The sequence below is a fragment of the Heyndrickxia coagulans 36D1 genome (assembly GCF_000169195.2).
Classification (GTDB): Bacteria; Bacillota; Bacilli; order Bacillales; family Bacillaceae_C; genus Weizmannia; species Weizmannia faecalis.
On sequence record NC_016023.1, the window covers coordinates 1,512,581 to 1,533,992 of the forward strand.

The 21,412-nt window shown below is 46.0% G+C and carries 20 protein-coding genes; 13 read left to right on the forward strand and 7 right to left on the reverse strand.

Annotation, left to right across the window (positions count from 1 at the left end; all coding sequences use genetic code 11):
• Nucleotides 1–38: 38 nt before the first annotated feature.
• On the reverse strand, nucleotides 39–1,679 hold the full coding sequence (locus BCOA_RS24365; RefSeq protein WP_014096706.1) for a hypothetical protein: 1,641 nt from the start codon (nucleotides 1,677–1,679) through the stop codon (nucleotides 39–41).
• A 1,019-nt stretch (nucleotides 1,680–2,698) separates the two neighbouring features.
• Between BCOA_RS24365 and BCOA_RS24370 the strand changes: the two genes are divergently transcribed.
• Nucleotides 2,699–2,965, forward strand: coding sequence for a helix-turn-helix domain-containing protein (locus BCOA_RS24370; protein ID WP_014096707.1), 267 nt, complete (start codon nucleotides 2,699–2,701; stop codon nucleotides 2,963–2,965).
• Between the two features lie 126 nt (nucleotides 2,966–3,091).
• On the opposite strand, the gene BCOA_RS24375 is transcribed toward BCOA_RS24370, so the two are convergent.
• Nucleotides 3,092–3,439, reverse strand: a complete 348-nt coding sequence (locus BCOA_RS24375; RefSeq protein WP_014096708.1) for a general stress protein — start codon at nucleotides 3,437–3,439, stop codon at nucleotides 3,092–3,094.
• A 147-nt stretch (nucleotides 3,440–3,586) separates the two neighbouring features.
• Here BCOA_RS24375 and BCOA_RS24380 point away from each other — a divergent pair, with 147 nt between their 5' ends.
• The 3 genes from BCOA_RS24380 (at nucleotide 3,587) to BCOA_RS24390 (ending at nucleotide 5,524) form a co-directional block, all read left to right on the forward strand.
• Entirely contained in the window at nucleotides 3,587–4,273 is a 687-nt protein-coding gene (locus BCOA_RS24380) for a uracil-DNA glycosylase (protein ID WP_014096709.1), read from the forward strand.
• A 450-nt stretch (nucleotides 4,274–4,723) separates the two neighbouring features.
• Complete coding sequence (locus tag BCOA_RS24385; RefSeq protein WP_014096710.1) at nucleotides 4,724–4,981, forward strand: YwdI family protein; 258 nt, start codon at nucleotides 4,724–4,726, stop codon at nucleotides 4,979–4,981.
• A gap of 171 nt (nucleotides 4,982–5,152) precedes the next feature.
• The gene (locus BCOA_RS24390) at nucleotides 5,153–5,524 is read left to right on the forward strand and encodes a DUF423 domain-containing protein (protein WP_014096711.1); all 372 of its coding nucleotides are present in this window, start codon (nucleotides 5,153–5,155) and stop codon (nucleotides 5,522–5,524) included.
• A gap of 42 nt (nucleotides 5,525–5,566) precedes the next feature.
• On the opposite strand, the gene gerQ is transcribed toward BCOA_RS24390, so the two are convergent.
• Together gerQ and hemQ are read right to left on the reverse strand one after the other, a co-directional pair.
• Complete coding sequence (gene gerQ / locus BCOA_RS24395; RefSeq protein WP_014096712.1) at nucleotides 5,567–6,013, reverse strand: spore coat protein GerQ; 447 nt, start codon at nucleotides 6,011–6,013, stop codon at nucleotides 5,567–5,569.
• A gap of 160 nt (nucleotides 6,014–6,173) precedes the next feature.
• The gene (hemQ, locus tag BCOA_RS24400) at nucleotides 6,174–6,929 is read right to left on the reverse strand and encodes a hydrogen peroxide-dependent heme synthase (protein ID WP_014096713.1); all 756 of its coding nucleotides are present in this window, start codon (nucleotides 6,927–6,929) and stop codon (nucleotides 6,174–6,176) included.
• Between the two features lie 169 nt (nucleotides 6,930–7,098).
• Between hemQ and pta the strand changes: the two genes are divergently transcribed.
• Together pta and BCOA_RS24410 are read left to right on the forward strand one after the other, a co-directional pair.
• Entirely contained in the window at nucleotides 7,099–8,070 is a 972-nt protein-coding gene (gene pta / locus BCOA_RS24405) for a phosphate acetyltransferase (protein ID WP_014096714.1), read from the forward strand.
• 779 nt (nucleotides 8,071–8,849) lie between these two features.
• Nucleotides 8,850–9,683, forward strand: coding sequence for a lipoate--protein ligase family protein (locus BCOA_RS24410; RefSeq protein WP_014096715.1), 834 nt, complete (start codon nucleotides 8,850–8,852; stop codon nucleotides 9,681–9,683).
• A gap of 1,547 nt (nucleotides 9,684–11,230) precedes the next feature.
• On the opposite strand, the gene BCOA_RS24415 is transcribed toward BCOA_RS24410, so the two are convergent.
• Nucleotides 11,231–11,941 (reverse strand): RsfA family transcriptional regulator, encoded by a 711-nt coding sequence (locus BCOA_RS24415; RefSeq protein ID WP_014096716.1) that lies wholly within the window; start codon nucleotides 11,939–11,941, stop codon nucleotides 11,231–11,233.
• A 500-nt stretch (nucleotides 11,942–12,441) separates the two neighbouring features.
• On the opposite strand from BCOA_RS24415, the gene BCOA_RS24420 reads away from it, so the two are divergent.
• Together BCOA_RS24420 and BCOA_RS24425 are read left to right on the forward strand one after the other, a co-directional pair.
• The gene (locus BCOA_RS24420) at nucleotides 12,442–13,758 is read left to right on the forward strand and encodes an HD domain-containing protein (protein ID WP_014096717.1); all 1,317 of its coding nucleotides are present in this window, start codon (nucleotides 12,442–12,444) and stop codon (nucleotides 13,756–13,758) included.
• 17 nt (nucleotides 13,759–13,775) lie between these two features.
• Complete coding sequence (locus BCOA_RS24425; RefSeq protein ID WP_014096718.1) at nucleotides 13,776–14,294, forward strand: YwgA family protein; 519 nt, start codon at nucleotides 13,776–13,778, stop codon at nucleotides 14,292–14,294.
• 14 nt (nucleotides 14,295–14,308) lie between these two features.
• Here BCOA_RS24425 and BCOA_RS24430 read toward each other — a convergent pair whose 3' ends face one another.
• Complete coding sequence (locus tag BCOA_RS24430) at nucleotides 14,309–14,494, reverse strand: 2-hydroxymuconate tautomerase (protein WP_014096719.1); 186 nt, start codon at nucleotides 14,492–14,494, stop codon at nucleotides 14,309–14,311.
• A gap of 145 nt (nucleotides 14,495–14,639) precedes the next feature.
• Here BCOA_RS24430 and BCOA_RS24435 point away from each other — a divergent pair, with 145 nt between their 5' ends.
• On the forward strand, nucleotides 14,640–15,302 hold the full coding sequence (locus tag BCOA_RS24435) for a site-2 protease family protein (RefSeq protein ID WP_014096720.1): 663 nt from the start codon (nucleotides 14,640–14,642) through the stop codon (nucleotides 15,300–15,302).
• A 30-nt stretch (nucleotides 15,303–15,332) separates the two neighbouring features.
• Entirely contained in the window at nucleotides 15,333–15,845 is a 513-nt protein-coding gene (locus tag BCOA_RS24440) for a YwhD family protein (RefSeq protein WP_014096721.1), read from the forward strand.
• A 103-nt stretch (nucleotides 15,846–15,948) separates the two neighbouring features.
• Here BCOA_RS24440 and BCOA_RS24445 read toward each other — a convergent pair whose 3' ends face one another.
• A complete protein-coding gene (locus tag BCOA_RS24445) occupies nucleotides 15,949–18,000 on the reverse strand; it encodes a transglycosylase domain-containing protein (protein ID WP_014096722.1) in 2,052 nt (683 codons plus the stop codon).
• Between the two features lie 181 nt (nucleotides 18,001–18,181).
• On the opposite strand from BCOA_RS24445, the gene speB reads away from it, so the two are divergent.
• The 3 genes from speB (at nucleotide 18,182) to argS (ending at nucleotide 21,323) form a co-directional block, all read left to right on the forward strand.
• A complete protein-coding gene (gene speB, locus BCOA_RS24450) occupies nucleotides 18,182–19,054 on the forward strand; it encodes an agmatinase (RefSeq protein WP_014096723.1) in 873 nt (290 codons plus the stop codon).
• Between the two features lie 155 nt (nucleotides 19,055–19,209).
• Nucleotides 19,210–19,650 carry a DUF1934 domain-containing protein gene (locus BCOA_RS24455; RefSeq protein WP_014096724.1) on the forward strand — a complete coding sequence of 147 codons (441 nt, stop codon included), beginning with the start codon at nucleotides 19,210–19,212 and terminating at the stop codon, nucleotides 19,648–19,650.
• Nucleotides 19,647–21,323 (forward strand): arginine--tRNA ligase, encoded by a 1,677-nt coding sequence (gene argS / locus BCOA_RS24460; protein WP_014096725.1) that lies wholly within the window; start codon nucleotides 19,647–19,649, stop codon nucleotides 21,321–21,323. The genes BCOA_RS24455 and argS overlap by 4 nt, the downstream gene beginning before the upstream one ends.
• Nucleotides 21,324–21,412: the final 89 nt, after the last annotated feature.

Consider the following 21,412-nt stretch of genomic DNA (forward strand, 5'->3'; position numbering starts at 1 on the left):
GCAATTGCCAATAAAATTAATGAGAAAAAATATTTTATTCATTTATAAACTTCATCCGCAGCAGTCTGTTTCATTTTTTTATATTTTTTGTTGCTGTAGATCATTTGTGCAAATAGGAGAAAGAAGATTGCCAAGAAGGGATAGAGCCAATAAATCCCCGAGACCAATTTGAACATCGCTATGATGATCAACCCTAATATTGTAAATTGGGTGACAAGTCTTGATAATACATTATTCGCTGTAGCAATTAAAGAGAATCCATCGAATTCATTCAGCCTTTCAATTTTGGGAGGATTCCTTTTGCTAAGTAATAAAACAAAAACGTCATAATGGGTTCTGAGCGAGTATAAAACATATTCATTTTTCATCGCATAAAAAAATAGAATTAAAATCAAAAAAGACAGACTTTGTTGAAACGAAATAAACAAAGTTGCAATAAAGAACAAAACCAAATGACAAAATAAATATATATTGATCGTTCTTTTTAATAATTCATATTTTGAGAATAGAATATCACTCTTTTTTATCTCATATATTTTAAAAATTTCCATCATAGAACATTCTTGTTCAAACTTAAAAATTTTTTTGTAGATAAAGCTTGTAGTGCTTATCGCTCCCTTCAGAATGGTGTGCAGCTGAAAAAACATAAAAATAAGGATAACGATGATATTATGAATATAAGGTGCCGAAGCCAATGAAATTCCTGTACTGACAGAAACTTCTCCTGTGATAAACAGGTCAAAAGGATTATTCGGTAATTCTTTTGAGTTTGCTTTTAAAGAATAGTAGTCAGCATAGGTATAATAGTGCCCCTTGTTCAATGTTTTATATAAAAAACCAAAGAAAGGCGTTTGATAATGAACTTCCTTCGTATCTTTTGAGAAAGCAAAAATGACAATACTAATGATGAATAGCAATACCACGGTTAAAGTAGCCGTGAAAATATGCATATGGCCAACAAACAAGGCTGCTTTTTTAAAAATGATAAACAAATTTGAGCTTAGAAGTATTTCTTTTGCTTGATTATTTAAATTTGTGATGGCTTTTAATTTATATCCATAAGTGGATATGTTACGTCTTGATTCATAAATGATTTGCATGAAGATGGAAGCAACGGTATAAACGAAGCAGCATAACAAAGCTTTTGTTGTCAGGTTTAGCACAATGCGGAAACCTTTATGATAAGATAGCGATTTTCCAAGTAAATGAATACAAAACAGGAGCAGTTCGAACAAAATCACAATCAATATGTACTTCGTTCCCATCCTGTGTAAATAAAAAAACACCCCAAACGGCACGATTTTGGTTAAACTTTGCACCATGCTAACCATCCAGTCAAGCAGTATAACCTTTTTCATTAAATTGTTATTCTTCCCGAGATACCTGCTAAAATGATAGACTAGGTACCTTTCATCTAACGTTTTTCTTGTTGTTAGAACAGCTTTCACTTGGTCCCCAACAGTCAGAATCAGAGCCGCTCCAATAAGAATATGCTCATGGCCCGGTAAAAAGATTTTGCTTAAACCAGAAATTAAAAATAGTGATATACAGGCTTCGAACAAGAAGCTCAATAGTATATATTTTTTCGTGCTTTTTAATTTCAAAATTTTTTTCACTAAAAATCCCCGGGTTGAGTATGTATTTATGATATATAGCATAACGAGCTTCAAAATTCCCATCAATAACAACTCCACAGTTTTAACAAAAAATGCTTTTTTAACAGCCGGGACTGCAGATCCTGGCGGTTTGAGTTTTTACCAAGCATCGCTTTCTCACAGGGCACGTTTCTTACGGCAATTCCAATGGCTTGCTGGACAAACCGGAAAAACAAAATGACAATTGCGAATTCTTATGACATATTTTTATTTTAATGAACTGGCAGTTGTTGTCAACGAAAATTTTTTTCGGTATGACCGAAATCTTTTTTCGGCATCCCGTAAGATGATAGAGGGATCCCGGACCAATTAAGATGCTTCATACTGATTTTCGGATGGAAAACTTCTGAATTGAGGGTTGTGCCATTCCCGGTTTTGCCCTTCTTTCGTTCCTAGGACATAACCGGACAAACATGTCCCTTGTCAATGGAATGATATTTTCATAACATACATTTAAGGCTGAAAAATATGGAGAAATAAATGATATTGTGGTCTTGTAACGCTTTCTAGTTGTGAGCATTCATATTTACAAAATCGAGTGCGGCATTAAAGGGAATAGTTGCACGTGGTGTAATACGTTTATTCTCAATTCAATTGTATTCCAGGTATAATATATTTTTGGAGAGAGTGATACTGATATGCCGAGATGGCAAAGAATTTTGTGGGGGATTTTTTATTTGTTATTGATACCAATTCCATTGCTCTTTTTTTATTGGGATAATATTTTAGGTTTATTGGGAGGGGCGTTTTTACTTTATTTCGGCTATTATATCTTTTTTAGAAAACCACCTTCAGTTTGAAGAGATACTTGAATGTCCAGCTTAACAACCGGAAAATAACGCAGCTTTGAATTCAGTGCTTAAAAAATCCGGGTATAACAGGAATATCGAAAAACTTTTTCGTTGACAACAGCTCATGGTTTATTAAAATAAAAAGTATCAAAAGATTTCGTGTTTAATTCGAATTCTAAATTGATCGTTTTGTATTTTGTGCAGCAAACCGTGTGTGTTTTATTTTGAATGATAAATGGGGTGGGGCGGCTGATGCAAGATAAACAATATCATTCGGAGGAGGTGCCTTTACAAAAAATCATAACCGCCGAAAATGTTGGTTTGTTCATAAAAACGGCCAGATTGGAAAGAGGATTGACCCAAAAAGACCTGGCCGGCGATACTTTATCCGAGAGAACGATTCGGAGGATTGAGAACGGCCAGGTATTGCCCAACCTGTTTACCTTTTTTTACATACTATACAGACTCGACTTACCCATTGAACGTTTTTTGCATTTTTTAAATCATTTGTTTTTATAGCGATTAAACACTTTCCGCGCTTGAATGAGTTGTTGCTGCCAAAAGCTATGCATCGAAAAAGTGAGAGCCACTTAGCCTGATAAAAGCAGAAAAAGCCGGCTTAAGGAACGCCGGCCCGGTCCGGTTTTATAGCAGGTGTTCAGGCTCCTCCTGGTTATCCGTGGCGATGACGACAACGCGCCCCTCGTCGAGTACTTTTTCATACTGTACGGCTTCCATCTCCGACAGTCCGAGCGACTGCATTTTCGAACGCAGTTCATCCCCTCGCTCCCTGAACAGATTGCCGACCGAATCAATGACTCCTTGTTCTTCCATGCCGACAGATCCCGTTTCCGTTGCGTCGGTTAAATCTTTTGAACGGTCTTTGTCATGCGAGAAAATATAAATATTGTCTTTCGCAAATCCTTCATTTTCAAACTCTGTTATCTTTTTCGTCGCTTCGAGCCCGTTTTCGACCACTTCTACTTTATGCACCTGTCTTCCTCCTTCCGAAAAATGATGATACTGTTTGACATTTATATAACCGCTTCCTGCCGTCCTTAAACAAAGAAAAGTTTTACAGCCGCCGGACAAGGAAACTGATAAAATGAAAGTATAGGAAAGAAAGGGGCTGTAAATAAAATGAAGGACATTTTTAAAAATGATTGGGGCCCGCTTTTAAAGGAGGAATTCCAAAAACCATATTATTTAAAATTGAGGGAGTTCCTCAAAAAAGAATATGCAACACAGCGAATCCATCCTGATATGTTCGATATCTTTAATGCTTTTCACTATACGGCTTATCGGGATGTTAAGGTTGTCCTCCTTGGCCAGGATCCTTACCACGGACCGGGCCAGGCTCACGGGCTTAGTTTTTCAGTAAAGCCGGGGGTGGATATTCCCCCTTCGCTCCGGAATATTTTCAAAGAGCTACATGACGATGTTGGATGCAGGATTCCGCAGCACGGGTGCTTGGTCAGCTGGGCGAAGCAGGGCGTGATGCTGTTAAACACCGTGTTGACTGTCAGGGAAGGGCAGGCCCATTCACACCAAGGAATGGGATGGGAAATTTTTACAGACGAAGTGATCCGGAAAATCAATGCGAAAGAAACACCTGTCATTTTTCTGTTATGGGGAAGGCCTGCGCAGAGCAAAAAAGCGCTGATCGACACCAACAAACATTTTGTTTTAACTGCTGCCCATCCAAGCCCGTTGTCCGCCCATCGCGGTTTTTTCGGGAGCCGTCCGTTTTCAAAAACCAACAATATTTTGCGCAAGTTGGAAGAAAAAGAGATCGACTGGCAGCTGCCGGAACAGGAAAAGATATAAAACGCATTCCATCGCGGAAATCCGACAATGTTCCACGTGAAACATGGCGATTTTTTTGCAAGGTATGACAGCGTTCCGCATTGTTCGGATAATTGTCCTCTGTTAAAATAAATGTAAGCAAACGACAAATGCGGGCCAGCAAAGGAAGGAAACATTGTCAGGACCGGCACCCTGCAGCCATGATGCGATCGGAAGTCATGAACCTAGCGATTACAAATTTCAGGTTGGACGCCTATGCTACAGGGAACGCATCACAGCAGCGGGATGAAAACAAATTTTCAGGCTATATAAAATGAATAAAATATCGCAGTTCTGTTGCCTTCGGAAAAAATGTCATCGTGCAAATGGAACGCGGGCTTGGGGGAAAAACTTATATTCATTGCTCATACTTTTTTGCAGTAGGCAACAGATTTCATTTATTTTATATAGAAATTAAACAGAGGTGCGGAAATGGCCATTACAACGGAAATGCTTTTGGAAAAAATGGAGCAGGAATTGGCAAAGGCAAAACAGGCAATGCCGGCGGAACAATTCAGGGAGCATATCTATGCGGTAAAAGCTTTGTGTGAAGTTTTATTGGAAAGCGGAAAGGCGGTACAGCCAGAAGAGCCATTGCCTGCCAGTCCTTCTGTGCCGAAAACGGTGCTGAAACCGGAGCCGTTGAAAATGGAAGATGGTGCAAACGGAGACTCTATTTTTGATTTTTAATCGCAAACAATTGAAACAAGCGTCCACCAAAGCGGGCGTTCCTGTCTTCTCTGCAGCTTCTTATACGGTTTGTATACCTATCATGGTATCTAGCTTTTTATCATGAACATTTATGTTGACTTGTTTTTAAGCTTCTACAGCGTTTTACATTAAAAAATGGGAGTGCATCGCATGAATATTTTTGTTTTTTTTGGAGCACTGAACGCGTGTATATCTGTTGCGCTCGGGGCTTTTGGGGCCCACGGGTTGAAAGGGATCATGGATCAGAAGTATCTGGATATTTGGGAGACCGGCGTCCGTTATGAAATGTACCATGCGCTCGGGTTGATTGCGATCGGCATTCTTTCCGGCATCCTCAAATCATCCGCACTGCTCAGCTGGTCAGGATGGTTGATGCTGATTGGCATCGTCCTTTTCTCCGGCAGCCTTTATGTTTTAAGCTTAACGAAAATCAGTGTGCTTGGTGCGATTACGCCAATCGGAGGCGTCGCGTTCCTTGCTTCCTGGATACTGCTTGCTATAGCGGCGGTAAAGTGGATGTAAGAAAAAACAGCCCGGTTTCGGAGCTGTTTTTTCTTTCGCTGATCACCGCGGCGGATAGGTTGCCAGCGGCTGACCGGCCTGCGTTGTGCTGCCATATGGGTATTCATATTCGATTTCTTCAGAGAAGACAACGTAATCAACATAGACCATCGGGATTAAATAACGCTGCCCGGTTTGCGGATCACTAAGGATGACATGGTCCCGTCCGGCAGCTTCAATAATGCCATTGAACACTTTAGCATTCCATTCCCGGTTGTTTTCAAACGTGGCGTACAGCGTGACCAGTTTTCCTTTATTCAGCCGCAAAATATTTTCAATATACGATTGTTCAAGCGGAAGCTGGCCGGGCAGGTTCTGTGAGGGTGCCTGCGCTTGCTGCCCCCCGGGAACCTGGTACGGCGGATAATATCCTCCGTAATAAGGCTGTGCGGACTGCCGGTAATAATAAGGATATCCGTATACGGGCGGTGTGTAATTGCCGTTTTCCAACTGATTTCCCCCTCCATTTTGCATATCGGTCTGCCCTGGTTTTTGTAAAATGCACAAAAAACAAGGGCATTCACTACATTTATGTGTATGCCGGCCGGAAACGGGTTATGCTTAAGATCTCTCGTGAAAAAATCCTTCCAGCAGGCTGGAAGGATTTTTCTTAACCAATATGCAAATAGGAGGTTAACCGTTCTTCGTCAAGCAGGCTGCCGACATAGAACGGGCCGAATTCTCCGTACCTTGCGCTGGCTTCGTCAAACCGCATTTCATAGACGATTTTTTTAAACTGCAGGGCATCATCGGATAATAAAGCCACACCCCATTCGTAGTCGTCAAGCCCGGTGGAACCGAGAATATATTGTTTTACCTTGCCGGCATATTTGCGGCCGATCAATCCGTGGCTTTTCATTAACTCCTTGCGTTCCTCCATTGGCAGCATGTACCAGTTGTCATTGCCTTCGCGCCGTTTATCCATCGGGTAGAAACAGAAGTATTTGGATTTCGGCAATGTCGGGTAGAGGCGCTCGCGGACACGCGGATTTTCATACGCAGACTCGTCCGCTTTCCCGCCGCGCACATAGTTGCTCAGTTCATTTACACCGATGTACGAATATGCCGGAATGGTAAAATCAGCAATCCTTAATTTATTAAAGGCTGTTTCAATTTCTTCGAGGTCTTCCAGGGCCGGCCGCATCGTCCATAAAACAAAGTCGGCTTTCTGGCCGGTGATGGTATATAAAGCATAAGCCCCTTCGTGTTTGCTTTGGATGGCATCCAGTTGCTGAAGAAATTGCCGGAATTCTTTCACCGTAGCATCCCTTTCCTCGGCAGGCAGCGCCTTCCAGCCCGCCCAGTCGAGAGAACGGAAATCATGCAGTGAGTACCAGCCGTCCAGTGTTTCTGCTGCTTCGCTCATTTTTTTCCCTCCAAATGTTTTTCTCTTCCCTTACTATAACACAGGTTAGAAAAGGGAAAAAATATTACGGCTACCGCGAAATTGTCTAAAAGAAGCCTTCTTTTGCCTTTGATTTTCCGGAAAAATGGATTATCCTTAAAATGGATACCGTAAACGAGGAGTGTTGAGCGTGAGTACATTTTTTGACGGGATAAAAGAAAAAGTGCGGGGACATAACAAAACGATTGTTTTTCCGGAAAGTTCGGATGAAAGGGTTTTAACAGCCGTCTCCCGGTTTGCAGCCGATGAAGTACTCCGGCCGGTTTTAATCGGGAACAAGGATAAAATTCAGGCAAAAGCCCAGGCCATCGGTGTTTCTGTCAAGGGCGTTACAGTGTATGACCCGGAAGACTATGCCGGTTTTGAAGAAATGGTGCAGGCTTTTGTGGAACGAAGAAAAGGCAAAGCGACGGAGGAAGATGCGCGCCAAATTTTAAAAGACGTCAATTATTTCGGCACCATGCTCGTCTATTTGAAAAAAGCGGACGGTCTGGTAAGCGGTGCCATCCATTCAACGGCAGATACAGTCCGGCCGGCATTGCAGATCATTAAAACAAAACCGGGCGTGAAAAAAGTTTCTGGCGTTTTCATTATGGTGAGGGGCGAAGAGAAATTTGTTTTCGCCGATTGTGCAATCAATATTTCACCGGACAGCCAAGACTTGGCGGAAACGGCCGTGGAGAGCGCGAAAACTGCCCGGACATTTGATATTGAACCGAGGATTGCGATGTTGAGCTTTTCAACAAGAGGTTCCGCCCATTCCGATGAGACGGAGAAAGTGGCGCAGGCAGTCCGATTGGCTAAAGAGCGCGATCCGGAGCTTGTCATGGACGGCGAGATGCAGTTTGATGCCGCGTATGTGCCGGCTGTGGCGCAAAAGAAAGCGCCGGATTCCGTGATTCAGGGGAATGCAACTGTGTTTATTTTTCCAAATCTGGATGCGGGGAATATCGGTTATAAAATGGCCCAGCGTCTTGGCGGTTTTGAAGCAGTCGGTCCGATTTTGCAAGGGCTGAATGCGCCTGTCAACGATTTGTCGCGCGGCTGCAATGCGGAAGATGTTTATCATTTGGCTTTGATTTCCGCAGCACAAAGTTTGTAAGGGAGTTGCCAGGCTTCCGGCTGTTGAATGGACAGCGGTGGGAGGAGAACTAAAAAAGAGGCTTATATAAGTTGAACAAACCAATATTATTTTTTCAGTGTTGCCAGAATCAATGTCTAACCTGATTGTAATGAATTTTGGACGCGAAAAACTTAAGTTCATTTTATTTAGGTTTTTTTCCTGGAAAGCAGCCTTCTTATCTCAACCCTATACTGAATCCCTTATATGTTTGAACCGGCTGAATCTGAACCGTGACAGCAGTCTTGTCGGTTGGTTGGACAGCATTTGTAGAAGGGCGTGTTGATTTTTTGGGAGGTGTCCGGCTGACAAATTACCGGTAATGTCTGCGTCTGGCTGCTTTGTGATTTTTTTAACAAAAACGAAAAAAGGGTGTACCGATGTGCAAAGAATGGGTACGAACGGAAAAGGGAAGTAAAGCTGTGGGACATTGCGGGGGAAAATGACCTTGGTATGTGGCCGAGGCTCTTCTTTTCCAGCTTGCACACCAGGGCTTAGAATGCTCGCCTTTTTTGGTTTGGCTTTTGGATGATGCCAAACCTTTTTTCTGGTTTATACGGCATGCTGGGCGGAGCCATTTTATAATGGAAGATTTTGGGGAGAAAAGGAGGTTGGGCTGAATTTGATGGCACCCGGAATTGGAGTGCGGCCGGGCAGTTTTTATGGGTTCAGCCCCATTGTAAAGGGATTTCGGCCGCAGCTTTTTGGTAGTCAATCCGTCATGATATGATAGTAGTAAAATAAATGGGGGAAGGATCAACATGGAAGAAGCGCTGCAATTGCTGAAGCAGCCCGAGTGGCGGGTGATGGACCAGTCCGGGTTGGGCCTGCAGTTTGAAGCGGCCCAGTCATTTGCGATGGACGACACATTGTGCACCGCTGTCGGGGCAAACGCATCCCCGGCTGTTGTCCGGACATGGGTGCATCACGACACCGTCAGCCTTGGCATTCAGGATACAAAATTGCCCTTTCTTGAGGAGGGGCTTGCCGTTCTTAAAAATAGAGGGTTCCGGTATATTGTCCGTAATTCGGGCGGGCTTGCCGTTGTTTTGGATACGGGTGTGCTGAACATTTCGCTTGTGGTCCCGGATACGGAAAAGGGGATGGATATCAACCGCGGTTACGAAGCGATGTGGAAGCTGGTCCAAATGATGTTTTCGGATTTTCCGGTTGTGATTGAAGCAGGGGAAATAGCAGGCTCGTACTGCCCGGGAAGCTATGATTTGAGCATTAGGGGGAAAAAATTCGCCGGCATCTCCCAGCGGCGGGTCAGGAGAGGGGTGGCCGTCCAGATTTATTTGTGTGTGACGGGAAGCGGCGCCGACAGGGCAGAACTCGTTCGGGATTTTTATGAGCGGGCAAAACAGGGCGCGGAGACAAAGTTGCAATACCCGTGTGTCCGGCCTGAAGTGATGGCTTCTTTGGCGGAGCTTTTACAGGAAACACTCACGGTCCAGGATGTGTTCATGCGGCTTTTGCAAACGCTGAAGACGCTGGGGAGCCGGCTTGTGTCCCGCCCGCTTTCGGAACAGGAAACGGAATGGTACGGCAAATATTATGAACGCATGCTGGAAAGAAACGCACGGTTTTTGTGAAGAATGAACGATCAAGGGCCACCTGCTGATCTGAGGAAAGACATTTTTGAAACGTGGCCGGTTGCCTGCTGTCTTTCATGTGCGAGATGAAGGACAATTTAAAGTGGCGGTAGCCCGTTTTTGTCTTTCATTGGGCGAGTGAAGGACATTTAGAGGTTGTGGCGACTTTATTTTGTCCTTCATGGGGCGGATGAAAGACATTTGGGGTCGGAGATGGTCTCTGTTTTGTCCTTCATAAAGTGGATGAAAGACATTTTGAAGCGCGGCTGGTTGGCAATTGTCTTTCATGTGCGAGATGAAGGACATTTTAAAGTGGCGGTAGCCCGTTTTTGTCTTTCATTAGGCGAGTGAAGGACATTTAGAGGTTGTGGCGACTTTATTTTGTCCTTCATGGAGCGGATGAAAGACATTTGGGCTCTGTGCTGTCTTTGATTTGTCCTTCATCGGGTGAATGAAGGACATTTTAGGGTTATGGCGAGTTTGTTTTGGTCTTCATGGAGCGGATGAAGGACATTTGGGCTCTGTGCTGTCTTTGATTTGTCCTTCATCGGGTGAATGAAGGACATTTTAGGGTTATGGTGAGTTTGTTTTGGTCTTCATGGAGCGGATGAAAGACATTTGGGGTCAGAGATGGTCTCTGTTTTGTCCTTCATAAAGTGGATGAAAGACATTTTGAAGCGCGGCTGGTTGGCAATTGTCTTTCATGTACAAGATGAAGGACATTTTAAAGCGGTGGCAATCATTTTTTGTCTTTCATCGGACGAATGAAGGACATTTTGGGGTTGAGGCGATTTTGTTTTGTCTTTCATAAAACGAATGAAAGACATTTTTAAGACGTGGCTCCAAAAAGACACTTGGACGGCGACCAAACTTTCCTTTTAGGAGCATTTCAAAAAGGCAAAAAACATTCGTGTCAGCCAAACCGACCCCCGATAGAAGTTTCAATTAGACAAAAGAACAAGCGGGTCATGTTAAACTGTCCAATTAGGATTTCCAATTGGACAAAAGATCCGCCTCTGCCATGTGTTTTGGCCCTTTAGAGTAGATCAAAAAGACAAAACGCACCTGGAAATCAGCCCAATTATCCCTTAGAACGTTTCAAAAAGCCAAAAGGCGCTTGGGGAACGTGCCAATTGTCCTTTAGAACGTTTCAAAAAGCCAAAAGGTGCTTGGGGAACGTGCCAATTGTCCTTTAGAGCGTCTCAAAAAGACAAAAGACACCTTGACAGCGTCCAAACTGTCTTTTAGAATACCTCAAAAAGCCAAAACGCACCTGGAAATCATCCAAACTGTCCTTTAGAACGTTTCAAAAAGCCAAAAGAAACCTAGCTAGCGTCCAAACTGTCTTTTAGAACATCTCAAAAAGACAAAAAGCGCCTGTGAATCAAACAAACTGTCCTCTAGAGTATCTTAAAAGCCAAAAGGCACCTAGGGAACGTCCCAATTATCCTTTCATGCAACAAAAGCCGGGAGATTGCCGGCTTGCACGCCAAACACCCATTGAGCATGCATCGCCCAATGGGTGTTTGTGTTTACTCGCCCGAAACTTATTCCGCCAGCTTTTCGAGATTGCCGTTGCGGTCCATTTTAAATTTGGTTGCCCCGGTTTCGTCTTCTTCGAAAAGGACGTATTTTCTCGCGCGGTTCATGATTTTCATCAAGGTTTCGTAGTCTTCCTGCATGGTAACCGAACCTTCTTCGAGCTCTTCGACGCGTTTTTTCAATTCTTCCGTTTCCTTTTTCAATTCCTGGTTTTCGTGCTTCAATCTTGCATTCTCACTTTTTAAAATCGTGCTTTGGAATTGCGTATTGTTCAAGTATTGCAGATAGCTGATGACCTTGACAAGGCTCATTTCCCCGCTGTTTTCGGCCGCCTGGGAAACTTGAGGGCTGCTGTTTTCAGCTTCTTCCCCGTCCGGAGCAGGTTGTTCCGGAAATTCAGCAAGCGGTATTTCGCCAATTTCCTCGAGTGTTGGAACCGGCGGCTGGTACAGCAGTTTCTTTTTCCCGCCCTGGTCTTTTCCAAGCAGGCGCTGGCGTTGTTTGCGCTGTTTTTTTGCAAGCTGCAGCGCCTGTTCGTAGTTATGGCGGACAACCGCATTCCAGCGGAAACCGCAGGCGGCGGATGTACGGTTCAGCTTATCGCCGACTTCCTCAAATGCATTCAGCTGCGTGCTTCCTTCGCGCACGTGGCGGAGCACTGTTTCCGCCAGCAACAAATCATCTTCTTCGCTCCACGCATCTTGACGTGATTTCATTCTCATTACCCCCAAAATGTAAATTTTTTGTTTGTACTAAGAGAATGGACAAAAAACACGTAATTTATACCAATATGGTAAAAAAATAATAGAATTTTAGCGCGCAAACGGATTTTTGCTTGTAGCAACACAGTCGGGAGGCACACGAGAGAAGCCAAAATGCCCATTTGGGTTGCCTAGGCAAGGATTCTGGTGGCTTTAAATGCAAAGGTTTTAAAAAATGCAGCCATTGCAACCTGATACAACAGATAGAAAGGGCAGCATCCCGCATTTTCACGGATACGCCCTTTTAATGCAGCCGTTGATACCTGGTTCAACGCATGGAAAGGGCGGAGTCCCGCATTTTCGCAGATGCGCCCTTTTATTGGGATTTTAAAAAAAAAACAAACTTTTCAATCGACCTCCACATTTTAAAAGCTGCCTATCCGCATATTACAAGCCTTTTTTTCTCGCACCTGTCCCGGTATAATAGAATTACGACATCAGGAAGAGGGTAAAGCATGGAATACGCCAAACTTAAGCTCAGTGAGGAAAAAGTGTTTAAAGACCCTGTCCACCGCTATGTCCATGTGCGTGACCGGGTGATCTGGGACTTGATCGGAACAAAAGAGTTCCAGCGATTGCGCCGGATCCGGCAGCTCGGCACGACTTACCTGACTTTCCACGGGGCGGAACACAGCCGTTTCAGCCACTCACTCGGCGTCTATGAAATTGTCAGGAGAATTACAGATGATGTTTTTAAAGACCGGGTGAATTGGAACGGAAAGGACAGGCTACTGTCGCTTTGCGCTGCGCTTTTGCACGATCTTGGCCACGGCCCGTTTTCCCATTCGTTTGAAAAAGTGTTTGGCATGGACCATGAGGAGTTTACAAGGCAAATCATCCTCGGGGAGACGGAAGTCAATGAAGTATTGCGGCGGGTCGGCAGAAATTTCCCGAAAAAAGTGGCGGAAGTGATTGCGAAAACTTCAGAAAACAAGCTGGTGGTCAGCCTGATTTCAAGCCAGCTTGATGCGGACCGGATGGATTATTTGTTGCGCGATGCGTATTATACAGGGGTCAGCTATGGCCATTTTGACATTGAACGGCTGCTCCGCGTCATGCGCCCGCATGAAGACCAGGCTGTTTTTAAATACAGCGGCATGCATGCGGTCGAAGATTATATTTTAAGCCGTTACCAAATGTACTGGCAAGTGTATTTTCACCCGGTGACAAGAAGCGCGGAAGTGATTTTAACAAAAATTTTGCACCGCGCAAAAACGTTGTACGATGCCCGTTACCCGTTCAAACACGGGCCCAGCCATTTCCAGTCGCTTTTTGAAGGTAGACTCAGCCTGAATGATTATTTAAAGCTGGATGAGCACGTCATGCTGTATTATATTGAAGTTTGGCAGGAAGAAGATGACCCGGTTTTGCGGGACCTTTGCGCCCGCTTTGTAAACCGGAATCTGTTTAAATACATTGAGTTTGACCCGGCAAAAGAATTTAAGGTGCACAGCCGGCTTGAAAAGCTTTTTGCAGAAGCCGGGATCGACCCGAACTATTATTTAGTCATTGATTCGTCTTCAGATCTTCCGTACGATTTTTACCGGCCGGGCGAGGAAGGGGAGCGGCTGCCGATCAATTTGCTGATGCGAAACGGTGACCTGAAAGAATTATCAAGGGAATCGGATATTGTGGACGCGATTTCGGGGAAAAGAAGGACGGATCATAAATTGTATTTTCCGCTTGATTTGATCGAAGACGAAACGACACACGGGGAAAAGAAAAGGGAAATTGCTGCTTTGCTGAAACTGCCCCGGAGTTCGGAAATTTAGTCAGGAGTGAATGGTTTGTGTTAGAAGATCATGTAAAAATTATGGGTGCGCTTGCCATAAGCGGAGAGATTGTCGGGCGTAAAAAGCTGCAAAAAATGATTTATATTGCAAAAAAATTATCTTTCCCGTTTCAGGAAAAATTCGAGTTTCATTTTTACGGCCCGTATTCTGAAGAGTTGACGCTCAAAGTAGAGGAGCTGACCAACCTCGGGTTTGTAAACGAAGTAAAAGAGAAAAAAGGCGGATATGTCCAATATCGGTATACGGTAACAGACGAAGGCCGGGAATTTCTGGAAATGTACGAACCGGATCTGCCAGGGCTGGATGCGTGCCTGGCAGAAATGAACGGGCAAAATGCGCGTTTCCTTGAGCTCGTTTCAACCGTCATGTATTTTGATATGCTTCCGAAAGAGGAAGTAAAGGAGAAAATCTTTACATTAAAGGCGAAGCAGCGTTATACGGAGGAGGAAATCAACGAGGCGTACGATTACATAGAAAAATTGAAAAAAATCGCCAGGCCCGTCCAGCAGGCTTAGCGATTTTTCATCCCCTATTCGTCGCTTTTGCGGACGCCGCCTATGGCATAATGGTTTTTTGACATTTCTTCAATGAAAACGGTAATGTTTTCTTTCGGGGCGTCTACGGTTTCGCTGACTGCGGCCGTTACTTTTTCGACCAGCGCTTTCTTTTGCTCGTCTGTACGGCCTTCCAGCATTTTGACGGTTACATATGGCATGCGGGTGCATCTCCTTTTATATGATTTCATAAAAATTGTAAAGTCTTTTTTGCCCGCCTGCAAGTGGCACTTTTAAAACAAGTGAATACCGAATGAAAATTTTGTATACTATAGTCAATATATTGTTTTTAAAGGAGACCGGTACGTGGAACAATTACAACAGTTTTTGGCATATCCGTTGAGGGATATCCCGATTGTCGCGGCGGTGTTGATCATTGCTTTTACCGTCCATGAATTTTCCCATGCTTATACGGCTTATCTGTGCGGCGACCCGACTGCCAAACGCGAGGGACGGCTGACATTGAACCCGGCGCAGCATATTGACCCGCTCGGCGCGCTGCTTATTTTTGTCGCCGGCTTCGGCTGGGCGCGCCCTGTCCCGGTAAACCGCTACCATTTCAAAAATCCGCGCCTGGCAGGGGTGGCGGTATCTTTTGCGGGCCCTGCCAGCAATTTTTTGATGGCGTTTATCGGGGAAATCATCTTTTATGTGCTGGTGGCAACCGGGCTTGGCGCAGGCCTGCCATGGTTTGTCCTTTCCTTTTTCAATTATTTTGTCTGGCTGAATCTCGTATTGTTTATTTTTAATTTAATTCCGCTTCCGCCGCTGGACGGGTACCGGATCATAGAAGATTTGGTTTCGCCGGGGGTACGGGCAAAATTGACGCAGTACGAGCAGTACAGCATCGTTGTATTTCTGGTCCTGCTGGTCACGCCGCTTGGCCGGTATACGATCTCGCCGCTGCTTAACAGTGCGGTTCCGTCGATTATGAAGGGATTCCAGACCATTGTTTCCGTATTCGGATAGATTGCCATTGAGAGAAAGGGGATGTGCAAGATGGCTAAAAAAAAGAAAAAGGCAGAATTTAATATTATTAAAAATGCGCCGACTGACGGCCATAAAAGTTTTGGCACCGGGGCGCTGAACCTTGAAAATGTCTCGCCGGTGATCATTGATGTCAATGAAGGCACGGCGGTTGTCGATATTGGGGCGATGCATGCAAGGAGCGCCGTGGAAAAACGGGTGAGATTTTTCCCCGACCGTTCGGAAGTCCCGGAAGAGGGGGCAAAACCGTACTGGCTTGTGTGGGTGACAATTGAACGCGGCGAAAACGGCCCTTATTATCACGGGGTGACAGCCTGCGAAATGGTGGTCAACAAGGAAAAACGTCGCGGCTACAAATCGCTGCCGGAACATGTCAACCGCCTCGACAAGTCGATGAAGGGCCATATCATTGTAGACCATATGGATGACCGGTCCAAGAAGGTGCTGGCGGATTTCTTAAAAGGCCACAGCAGCGAGATGTGGGATTTATCCAGCGATGAATTGAAAGAAGCATTAAAGGCCTGACCCCGTGCATTTTGGTGCGAGGAACCGGCCGGAATTTCAAGATGGATTGAAAGAGCAGGAAAGGCCTGACCGCAAAGCGGCCAGGCCTTTCTTTTTGCTATTTTTAGAAAAACGGGAACAGTTTTTCAAGCCAGTTACGGTGCTTTTTCGGATACAACTCATTTTCTCCTGCTGCGGGATGTTTGCTGCAGGGCTCGGCCGGTTCGGTACCGGATATAAAGTATGTCAGCCTTGCCACCGGGCAGTTTTCGGTTGCAATTTTCCCGGTTTCAGGATCGATTTCAACGCCGGTTACGCCTTTGGGCGGCTTAAACTCCGCGGCAGGGCGCCCGGCAAGTGCTTTTTCCATAAACCGGGCCCATATTTTTTTGGCGTACATTTTGTCGGCGGCCAACGTGATTTCCTGCCCGTTGTCGTATCCGACCCAAACGCCTGACACAAGCTGGGGCGAAAACCCGATCATCCAACTGTCCGTGTTGGTGGAGCCGGATTTGCCGGCGTACGGGCGGGTGAGGCTTTTGACAATGGAGGCGCCGGTGACACGGGCATAGCCGTTCAGGCGCTTGTCAAACATACCGGTCATCATTTGCGAGGTGACAAACGCCGCCGCTTTGTCCAGCACTCGTTTTTTCTCATGTTTGTCGTATGCATACAGGACGTGACCTTTATAATCTTCCACTTTTGTGATGAAAACAGGCCCGTTTTGAGTGCCGCCGTTTGCAAGCAGGCTGTAGGCGTTCACCATATCGAGCAGGTGCACGCCGGATGTGCCGAGCGCAAGTGACGGCACTTTTTCCATCGGGGTTGTAAGGCCAAATTGTTTTGCGGTTTGAACGAGCACATCCTGCCCGAGCAGCAAATGGGTTTTCACGGCGTAAATATTATCTGAAACGGCGAGCGCCTGCATCATCGTAATGTCCCTATTGGCATATTGGCTGTTGAAATTATGCGGCCTGTATGAAGATCCGCCCGGCCGGAAAACGGTCGGTTCGCTTTTGAGCATCGTTGCCGGCGTGAATCCGTGGTTCAATGCAGCATAATAAAGGAGCGGCTTCATGGTGGAACCGGGCTGGCGCGTTGCCTGTGTGGCGCGGTTAAAGGAACTTTCCGCATAATCGCGGCCCCCGGTAAGTGCGGTTACGAAGCCGTTTTTCGGATTGATTGCCGCAAAACCGAGCTGGATTTGCGAAGATGCCGGAATGATTTCCTTCACTGTTTCTTCGGCAATTTTTTGCTGCTTCACATCAAGGGTGGTATATACTTTTAATCCCCCGAGCGCAATCGTCCGGTCATCAAACCCGAGTTTTGTTTTCAGCTGTTTTTTCACAAGGTCCTGGAAATAAGGGGCGATCCGGTTTGTATCCGGATCCGCTTTTTGCATGATTTTTACCGTTTCATTGGCGGCCGCTGTTGCTTGTTTTTTTGTAATATAGCCGTTTTTCACCATCGATTGCAAAACAGCAAGCTGCCGTTTTTTCGCTTTTTCCGGCGAAATAACAGGGGAGTAGACTCCTGGGCCGTTCGGAATCCCGGCAAGCATGGCGGCTTCGGCAAGCGTCAGCTGTTTGGCGCTTTTTCCGAAATAGTACCGGCTTGCGGCTTCAATTCCGTATTTTCCATGTCCGTAATTGATCGTATTTAAATAGCCTTCCAGAATCCGGTCTTTACTGTAGCTGGACTCGAGCCGGATCGTGTAGAACGCTTCCTTTAATTTTCTTTCCCATGTTTTATCGAGCGTTAAAAACAAGTTGCGGGCGTATTGCTGGGTAATGGTGCTTGCACCCTGCACCTTTCCCATTGCTTTCATATCGGCAGCGACCGCCCCGGCCATGCGCCGGTAATCAAAACCGTGGTGATGGTAAAAGTTGCGGTCTTCGATTGAAATGGTCGCGTCAATAGCGTTTTCGGAGATGCCGTCAAGCGGCACCCAGTATCTTTGCTGGCCGCTGTTCGACTCGCCGATTTGTTTGCCGTTTTGTGCATAATACAGCGTTGATTGCGGCACGGACAGCGGCGGCGGACCGAGAATTTTTGCATACAGATAGACAGCTGCCGTTAAGACGGACAGCAGGATGGCGAAAGTAATCAGGGCAAACAGCATCAGGCGCAGGCCCCATTTGGCTTTCCGGATCTTTGGTGTTGTCTGTGTCTCCATCATCCGCACCTCTTTTTCTCCTTATTTCCTTAGTATTTAGTAAGAAAGGAAATTTTAAACACCAGAACCGAAAAAAGGATACCGAAGAGAGTGGGCCCGCTGTAAAAAGATTCTTGCTTTTTTTCGGAATTTCACTATACTTTTTCCATGTGTCGGAAATTGTGAAAAAGAGGAGAAAAAGATGAGATTTGATGAAGCTTATTCAGGCCATGTTTTTATCGGGGCAAGCCCTGATTATGAAAAAAGCCGGGTGGTGCTTTACGGCATGCCGATGGACTGGACAGTCAGCTACCGCCCGGGTTCAAGGTTCGGTCCGGGGCGCATCCGGGAAGTTTCAATCGGGCTTGAAGAATACAGCCCGTATCTTGACCGGGAACTTGCCGAAATCAGCTATTTTGATGCCGGCGATATGCCGCTGCCGTTCGGCAATCCGCAAAAAAGCCTCGATATGATTGAGGATTATGTTGGGACATTGCTCGGCGACGGGAAATTTCCGTTCGGCCTCGGCGGCGAGCATTTGGTGACATGGCCGGTGATCCGCGCCGTTTATAAAAAATACTCGGATCTTGCTGTCATTCATTTTGACGCCCATACCGATTTGCGCACGGATTATGAAGGTGAGCCGCTTTCGCATGCGACGCCGATCCGGAAAACGGCGGAGTTGATTGGACCTCGGAATGTGTATTCATTCGGTATCCGGTCCGGCTTGAAAGAGGAATTTGAATGGGCGGAAAAAAACGGCATGCAGATCGCAAAATTTGAAGTGCTTGAGCCGCTCAAAAAAGTGTTGCCGGCGCTTTCCGGCCGCCATGTGTATGTAACGGTCGATATTGATGTGCTCGATCCGGCTTTTGCGCCGGGGACAGGGACGGTTGATGCCGGCGGGATCACCTCAAAAGAACTGCTGGCATCGATTCATGCAATTGCCCGTTCTAACGTGAATGTCATCGGTTGTGATCTTGTTGAAGTGGCGCCTGTATACGACCATTCTGAGCAAACAGCCAATACGGCTAGCAAGCTCGTGCGCGAAATGATGCTTGGCTGGGTGAAGTAACGGAAAACCCGGCACCTGCCCCCGCAGCCGGTGCCGAGTTTTTAAAGTGAAGCTTGCGGGAGAGCAGCTTCGTTATATATGATAAAATAAGGAGAGTACGCATATTATTTTTCCGCCGGAAAGGTTATAATGGATGAAATAAAGGATGTGGGAAAATGGCGGAGAAAACCGTTTCTTGCCCAGTAAAAATACATATGACCACGGAGATTTTCCAGGAAGAAGCGGAAAAGATCGAACTGGTTTTGTTCGGCCATTATTATGAAAAAGGCGGTTCGGCCTATTTAAAGTACGAGGAAGTGCAGGAAGCCGGCAAAATTCATACGGTTGTCAAAGTGGCAAATGGTAGGGCGCTTGTAATGAGAAGCGGTGCGGTCTCCATGCGGCTTGATTTGCGTGAAGGCTCAAGGCGCCCGGGGACTTACGAAAACGGCTATGGCCAATTCCCGATTGAAGCGGCGGCAGATGAGATTGTGCACACGCGCACAGGCTCGCTTTCCGGGCAGCTTTCCCTCGGATACAGGCTTTATATGCATGGGGATTCGGTCGGTACATATAAAATGAAGATCCATTATGAGGAGGTACAAGCAGCAAAATGAACATTGCGGAACAAATGCAGGAAACGCTGAAAACGGAAATCAAAGAAGCGGTGATGAAAACCGGCTTGGTTGCGGAAGCGGATATTCCGGCTATTGTGCTGGAAAAGCCAAAAGAAAAAGCACACGGCGATTATGCTGCAAACATTGCCATGCAGCTTGCGCGGACGGCAAAAAAAGCACCCCGCCAGATTGCGGAAGCGATTGTCGAACATATCGACAAATCGAAAACTTCGATTGAAAAAGTGGAAATTGCAGGCCCCGGCTTTATCAATTTTTATTTGGACAATACGTATTTGACCCGGCTGATCCCTTCTATTCTTCACGATGGCGCCGATTATGGCCGTTCAGATGCCGGCGGAGGTAAAAAAATCCAGGTCGAATTCGTATCGGCGAACCCGACCGGCGATCTCCACCTCGGACATGCGCGCGGTGCCGCTGTTGGTGATTCACTGTGCAATATTTTAGAAAAAGCAGGGTATGAGGTGACCCGTGAATACTATATCAACGATGCCGGCAACCAGATCCACAATTTGGCACTGTCAGTCGAAGCGCGCTACTTCCAGGCGCTCGGGATTGAAAAGGAAATGCCGGCAGATGGCTATTACGGGCAGGATATTATTGACCTTGGAAAGAAACTTGCCGATGAATACGGCCGGAAATTTGTGGACACGGATGAAAAAACGCGTTACGAATTTTTCCGCCAGTACGGCCTTGATTACGAAATGGCCAAACTGAAAAAAGACCTTGAAGATTTCCGCGTTCGTTTTGATGTCTGGTATTCGGAAACGTCTCTTTACAAGAGCGGGAAAATCGACGAAATGCTGAAGCTGATGCGCGAAAAAGGCCATATTTATGAAAAGGACGGGGCAACGTGGTTCCGCTCGACGGCTTTCGGCGACGACAAAGACCGCGTGCTCATCAAAAACGACGGGACTTACACGTATTTGACCCCGGATATTGCTTACCATAAAGATAAATTTGACCGCGGATTCGATACGTTGATCAATATTTGGGGCGCCGACCACCACGGCTATATCCCGCGGATGAAAGCGGCCATGGAAGCGCTCGGTTATAACAGCGACAATCTTGAAGTGGAGATCATCCAGCTTGTTCACTTGTATAAAAACGGCGAAAAAATGAAAATGAGCAAGCGGACCGGAAAAGCGGTCACGATGCGTGAACTCATTGACGAAGTCGGGCTCGATGCAACCCGGTACTTCTTTGCGATGAGAAGTTCGGATACGCATTTGGACTTTGACCTTGACCTTGCTGTTTCAGAGTCCAATGAAAACCCGGTTTACTATGCACAATATGCCCATGCCCGTATTTGCAGCATTTTGCGCCAGGCGGTAGAAAAAGGGTTTGCGCCGGATACAGATGCCCATGCCGACTTTTCCGTGATCCGGTCTGAAAAAGAAACGGATGTCCTGAAAAAACTTGGAGAATTCCCGCAGGTGATTGCAGAAGCGGCCGAAAAGCGGATCCCGCACCGCATTACCAATTATATTAACGAACTTGCGGCCAACTTCCACAGCTTTTACAATGCTGTGAAAGTGATCGACCCGGCGCATGCGGACGCTACCAAAGCGCGCCTTGCCCTCGTGAAGGCCGTGCAAATAACGCTGAAAAATGCGCTCCAGCTGATCGGCGTTTCCGCACCGGAAAAAATGTAAAGAAAAAAGCCGTCCCCATCCGTTTGCGGGTTCAGGGGCGGCTTTTTTTGGTGCGCAATGGTTTATTGGGTTTAAGGAAAGCAAAATGG

Bases quoted from the DNA above. Each gene is read 5' to 3' on its own strand.
- BCOA_RS24365 (WP_014096706.1), bottom strand. From the start codon at position 1,679: ATGGGAATTTTGAAGCTCGTTATGCTATATATCATAAATACATACTCA.
- speB (WP_014096723.1), top strand. From the start codon at position 18,182: ATGAGATTTGATGAAGCTTATTCAGGCCATGTTTTTATCGGGGCAAGC.
- BCOA_RS24430 (WP_014096719.1), bottom strand. From the start codon at position 14,494: ATGCCATATGTAACCGTCAAAATGCTGGAAGGCCGTACAGACGAGCAA.
- BCOA_RS24455 (WP_014096724.1), top strand. From the start codon at position 19,210: ATGGCGGAGAAAACCGTTTCTTGCCCAGTAAAAATACATATGACCACG.
- BCOA_RS24390 (WP_014096711.1), top strand. From the start codon at position 5,153: ATGAATATTTTTGTTTTTTTTGGAGCACTGAACGCGTGTATATCTGTT.
- BCOA_RS24415 (WP_014096716.1), bottom strand. From the start codon at position 11,941: ATGAAATCACGTCAAGATGCGTGGAGCGAAGAAGATGATTTGTTGCTG.
- BCOA_RS24370 (WP_014096707.1), top strand. From the start codon at position 2,699: ATGCAAGATAAACAATATCATTCGGAGGAGGTGCCTTTACAAAAAATC.
- BCOA_RS24420 (WP_014096717.1), top strand. From the start codon at position 12,442: ATGGAATACGCCAAACTTAAGCTCAGTGAGGAAAAAGTGTTTAAAGAC.
- BCOA_RS24385 (WP_014096710.1), top strand. From the start codon at position 4,724: ATGGCCATTACAACGGAAATGCTTTTGGAAAAAATGGAGCAGGAATTG.
- BCOA_RS24410 (WP_014096715.1), top strand. From the start codon at position 8,850: ATGGAAGAAGCGCTGCAATTGCTGAAGCAGCCCGAGTGGCGGGTGATG.
- argS (WP_014096725.1), top strand. From the start codon at position 19,647: ATGAACATTGCGGAACAAATGCAGGAAACGCTGAAAACGGAAATCAAA.
- BCOA_RS24380 (WP_014096709.1), top strand. From the start codon at position 3,587: ATGAAGGACATTTTTAAAAATGATTGGGGCCCGCTTTTAAAGGAGGAA.
- BCOA_RS24440 (WP_014096721.1), top strand. From the start codon at position 15,333: ATGGCTAAAAAAAAGAAAAAGGCAGAATTTAATATTATTAAAAATGCG.
- hemQ (WP_014096713.1), bottom strand. From the start codon at position 6,929: ATGAGCGAAGCAGCAGAAACACTGGACGGCTGGTACTCACTGCATGAT.
- BCOA_RS24445 (WP_014096722.1), bottom strand. From the start codon at position 18,000: ATGGAGACACAGACAACACCAAAGATCCGGAAAGCCAAATGGGGCCTG.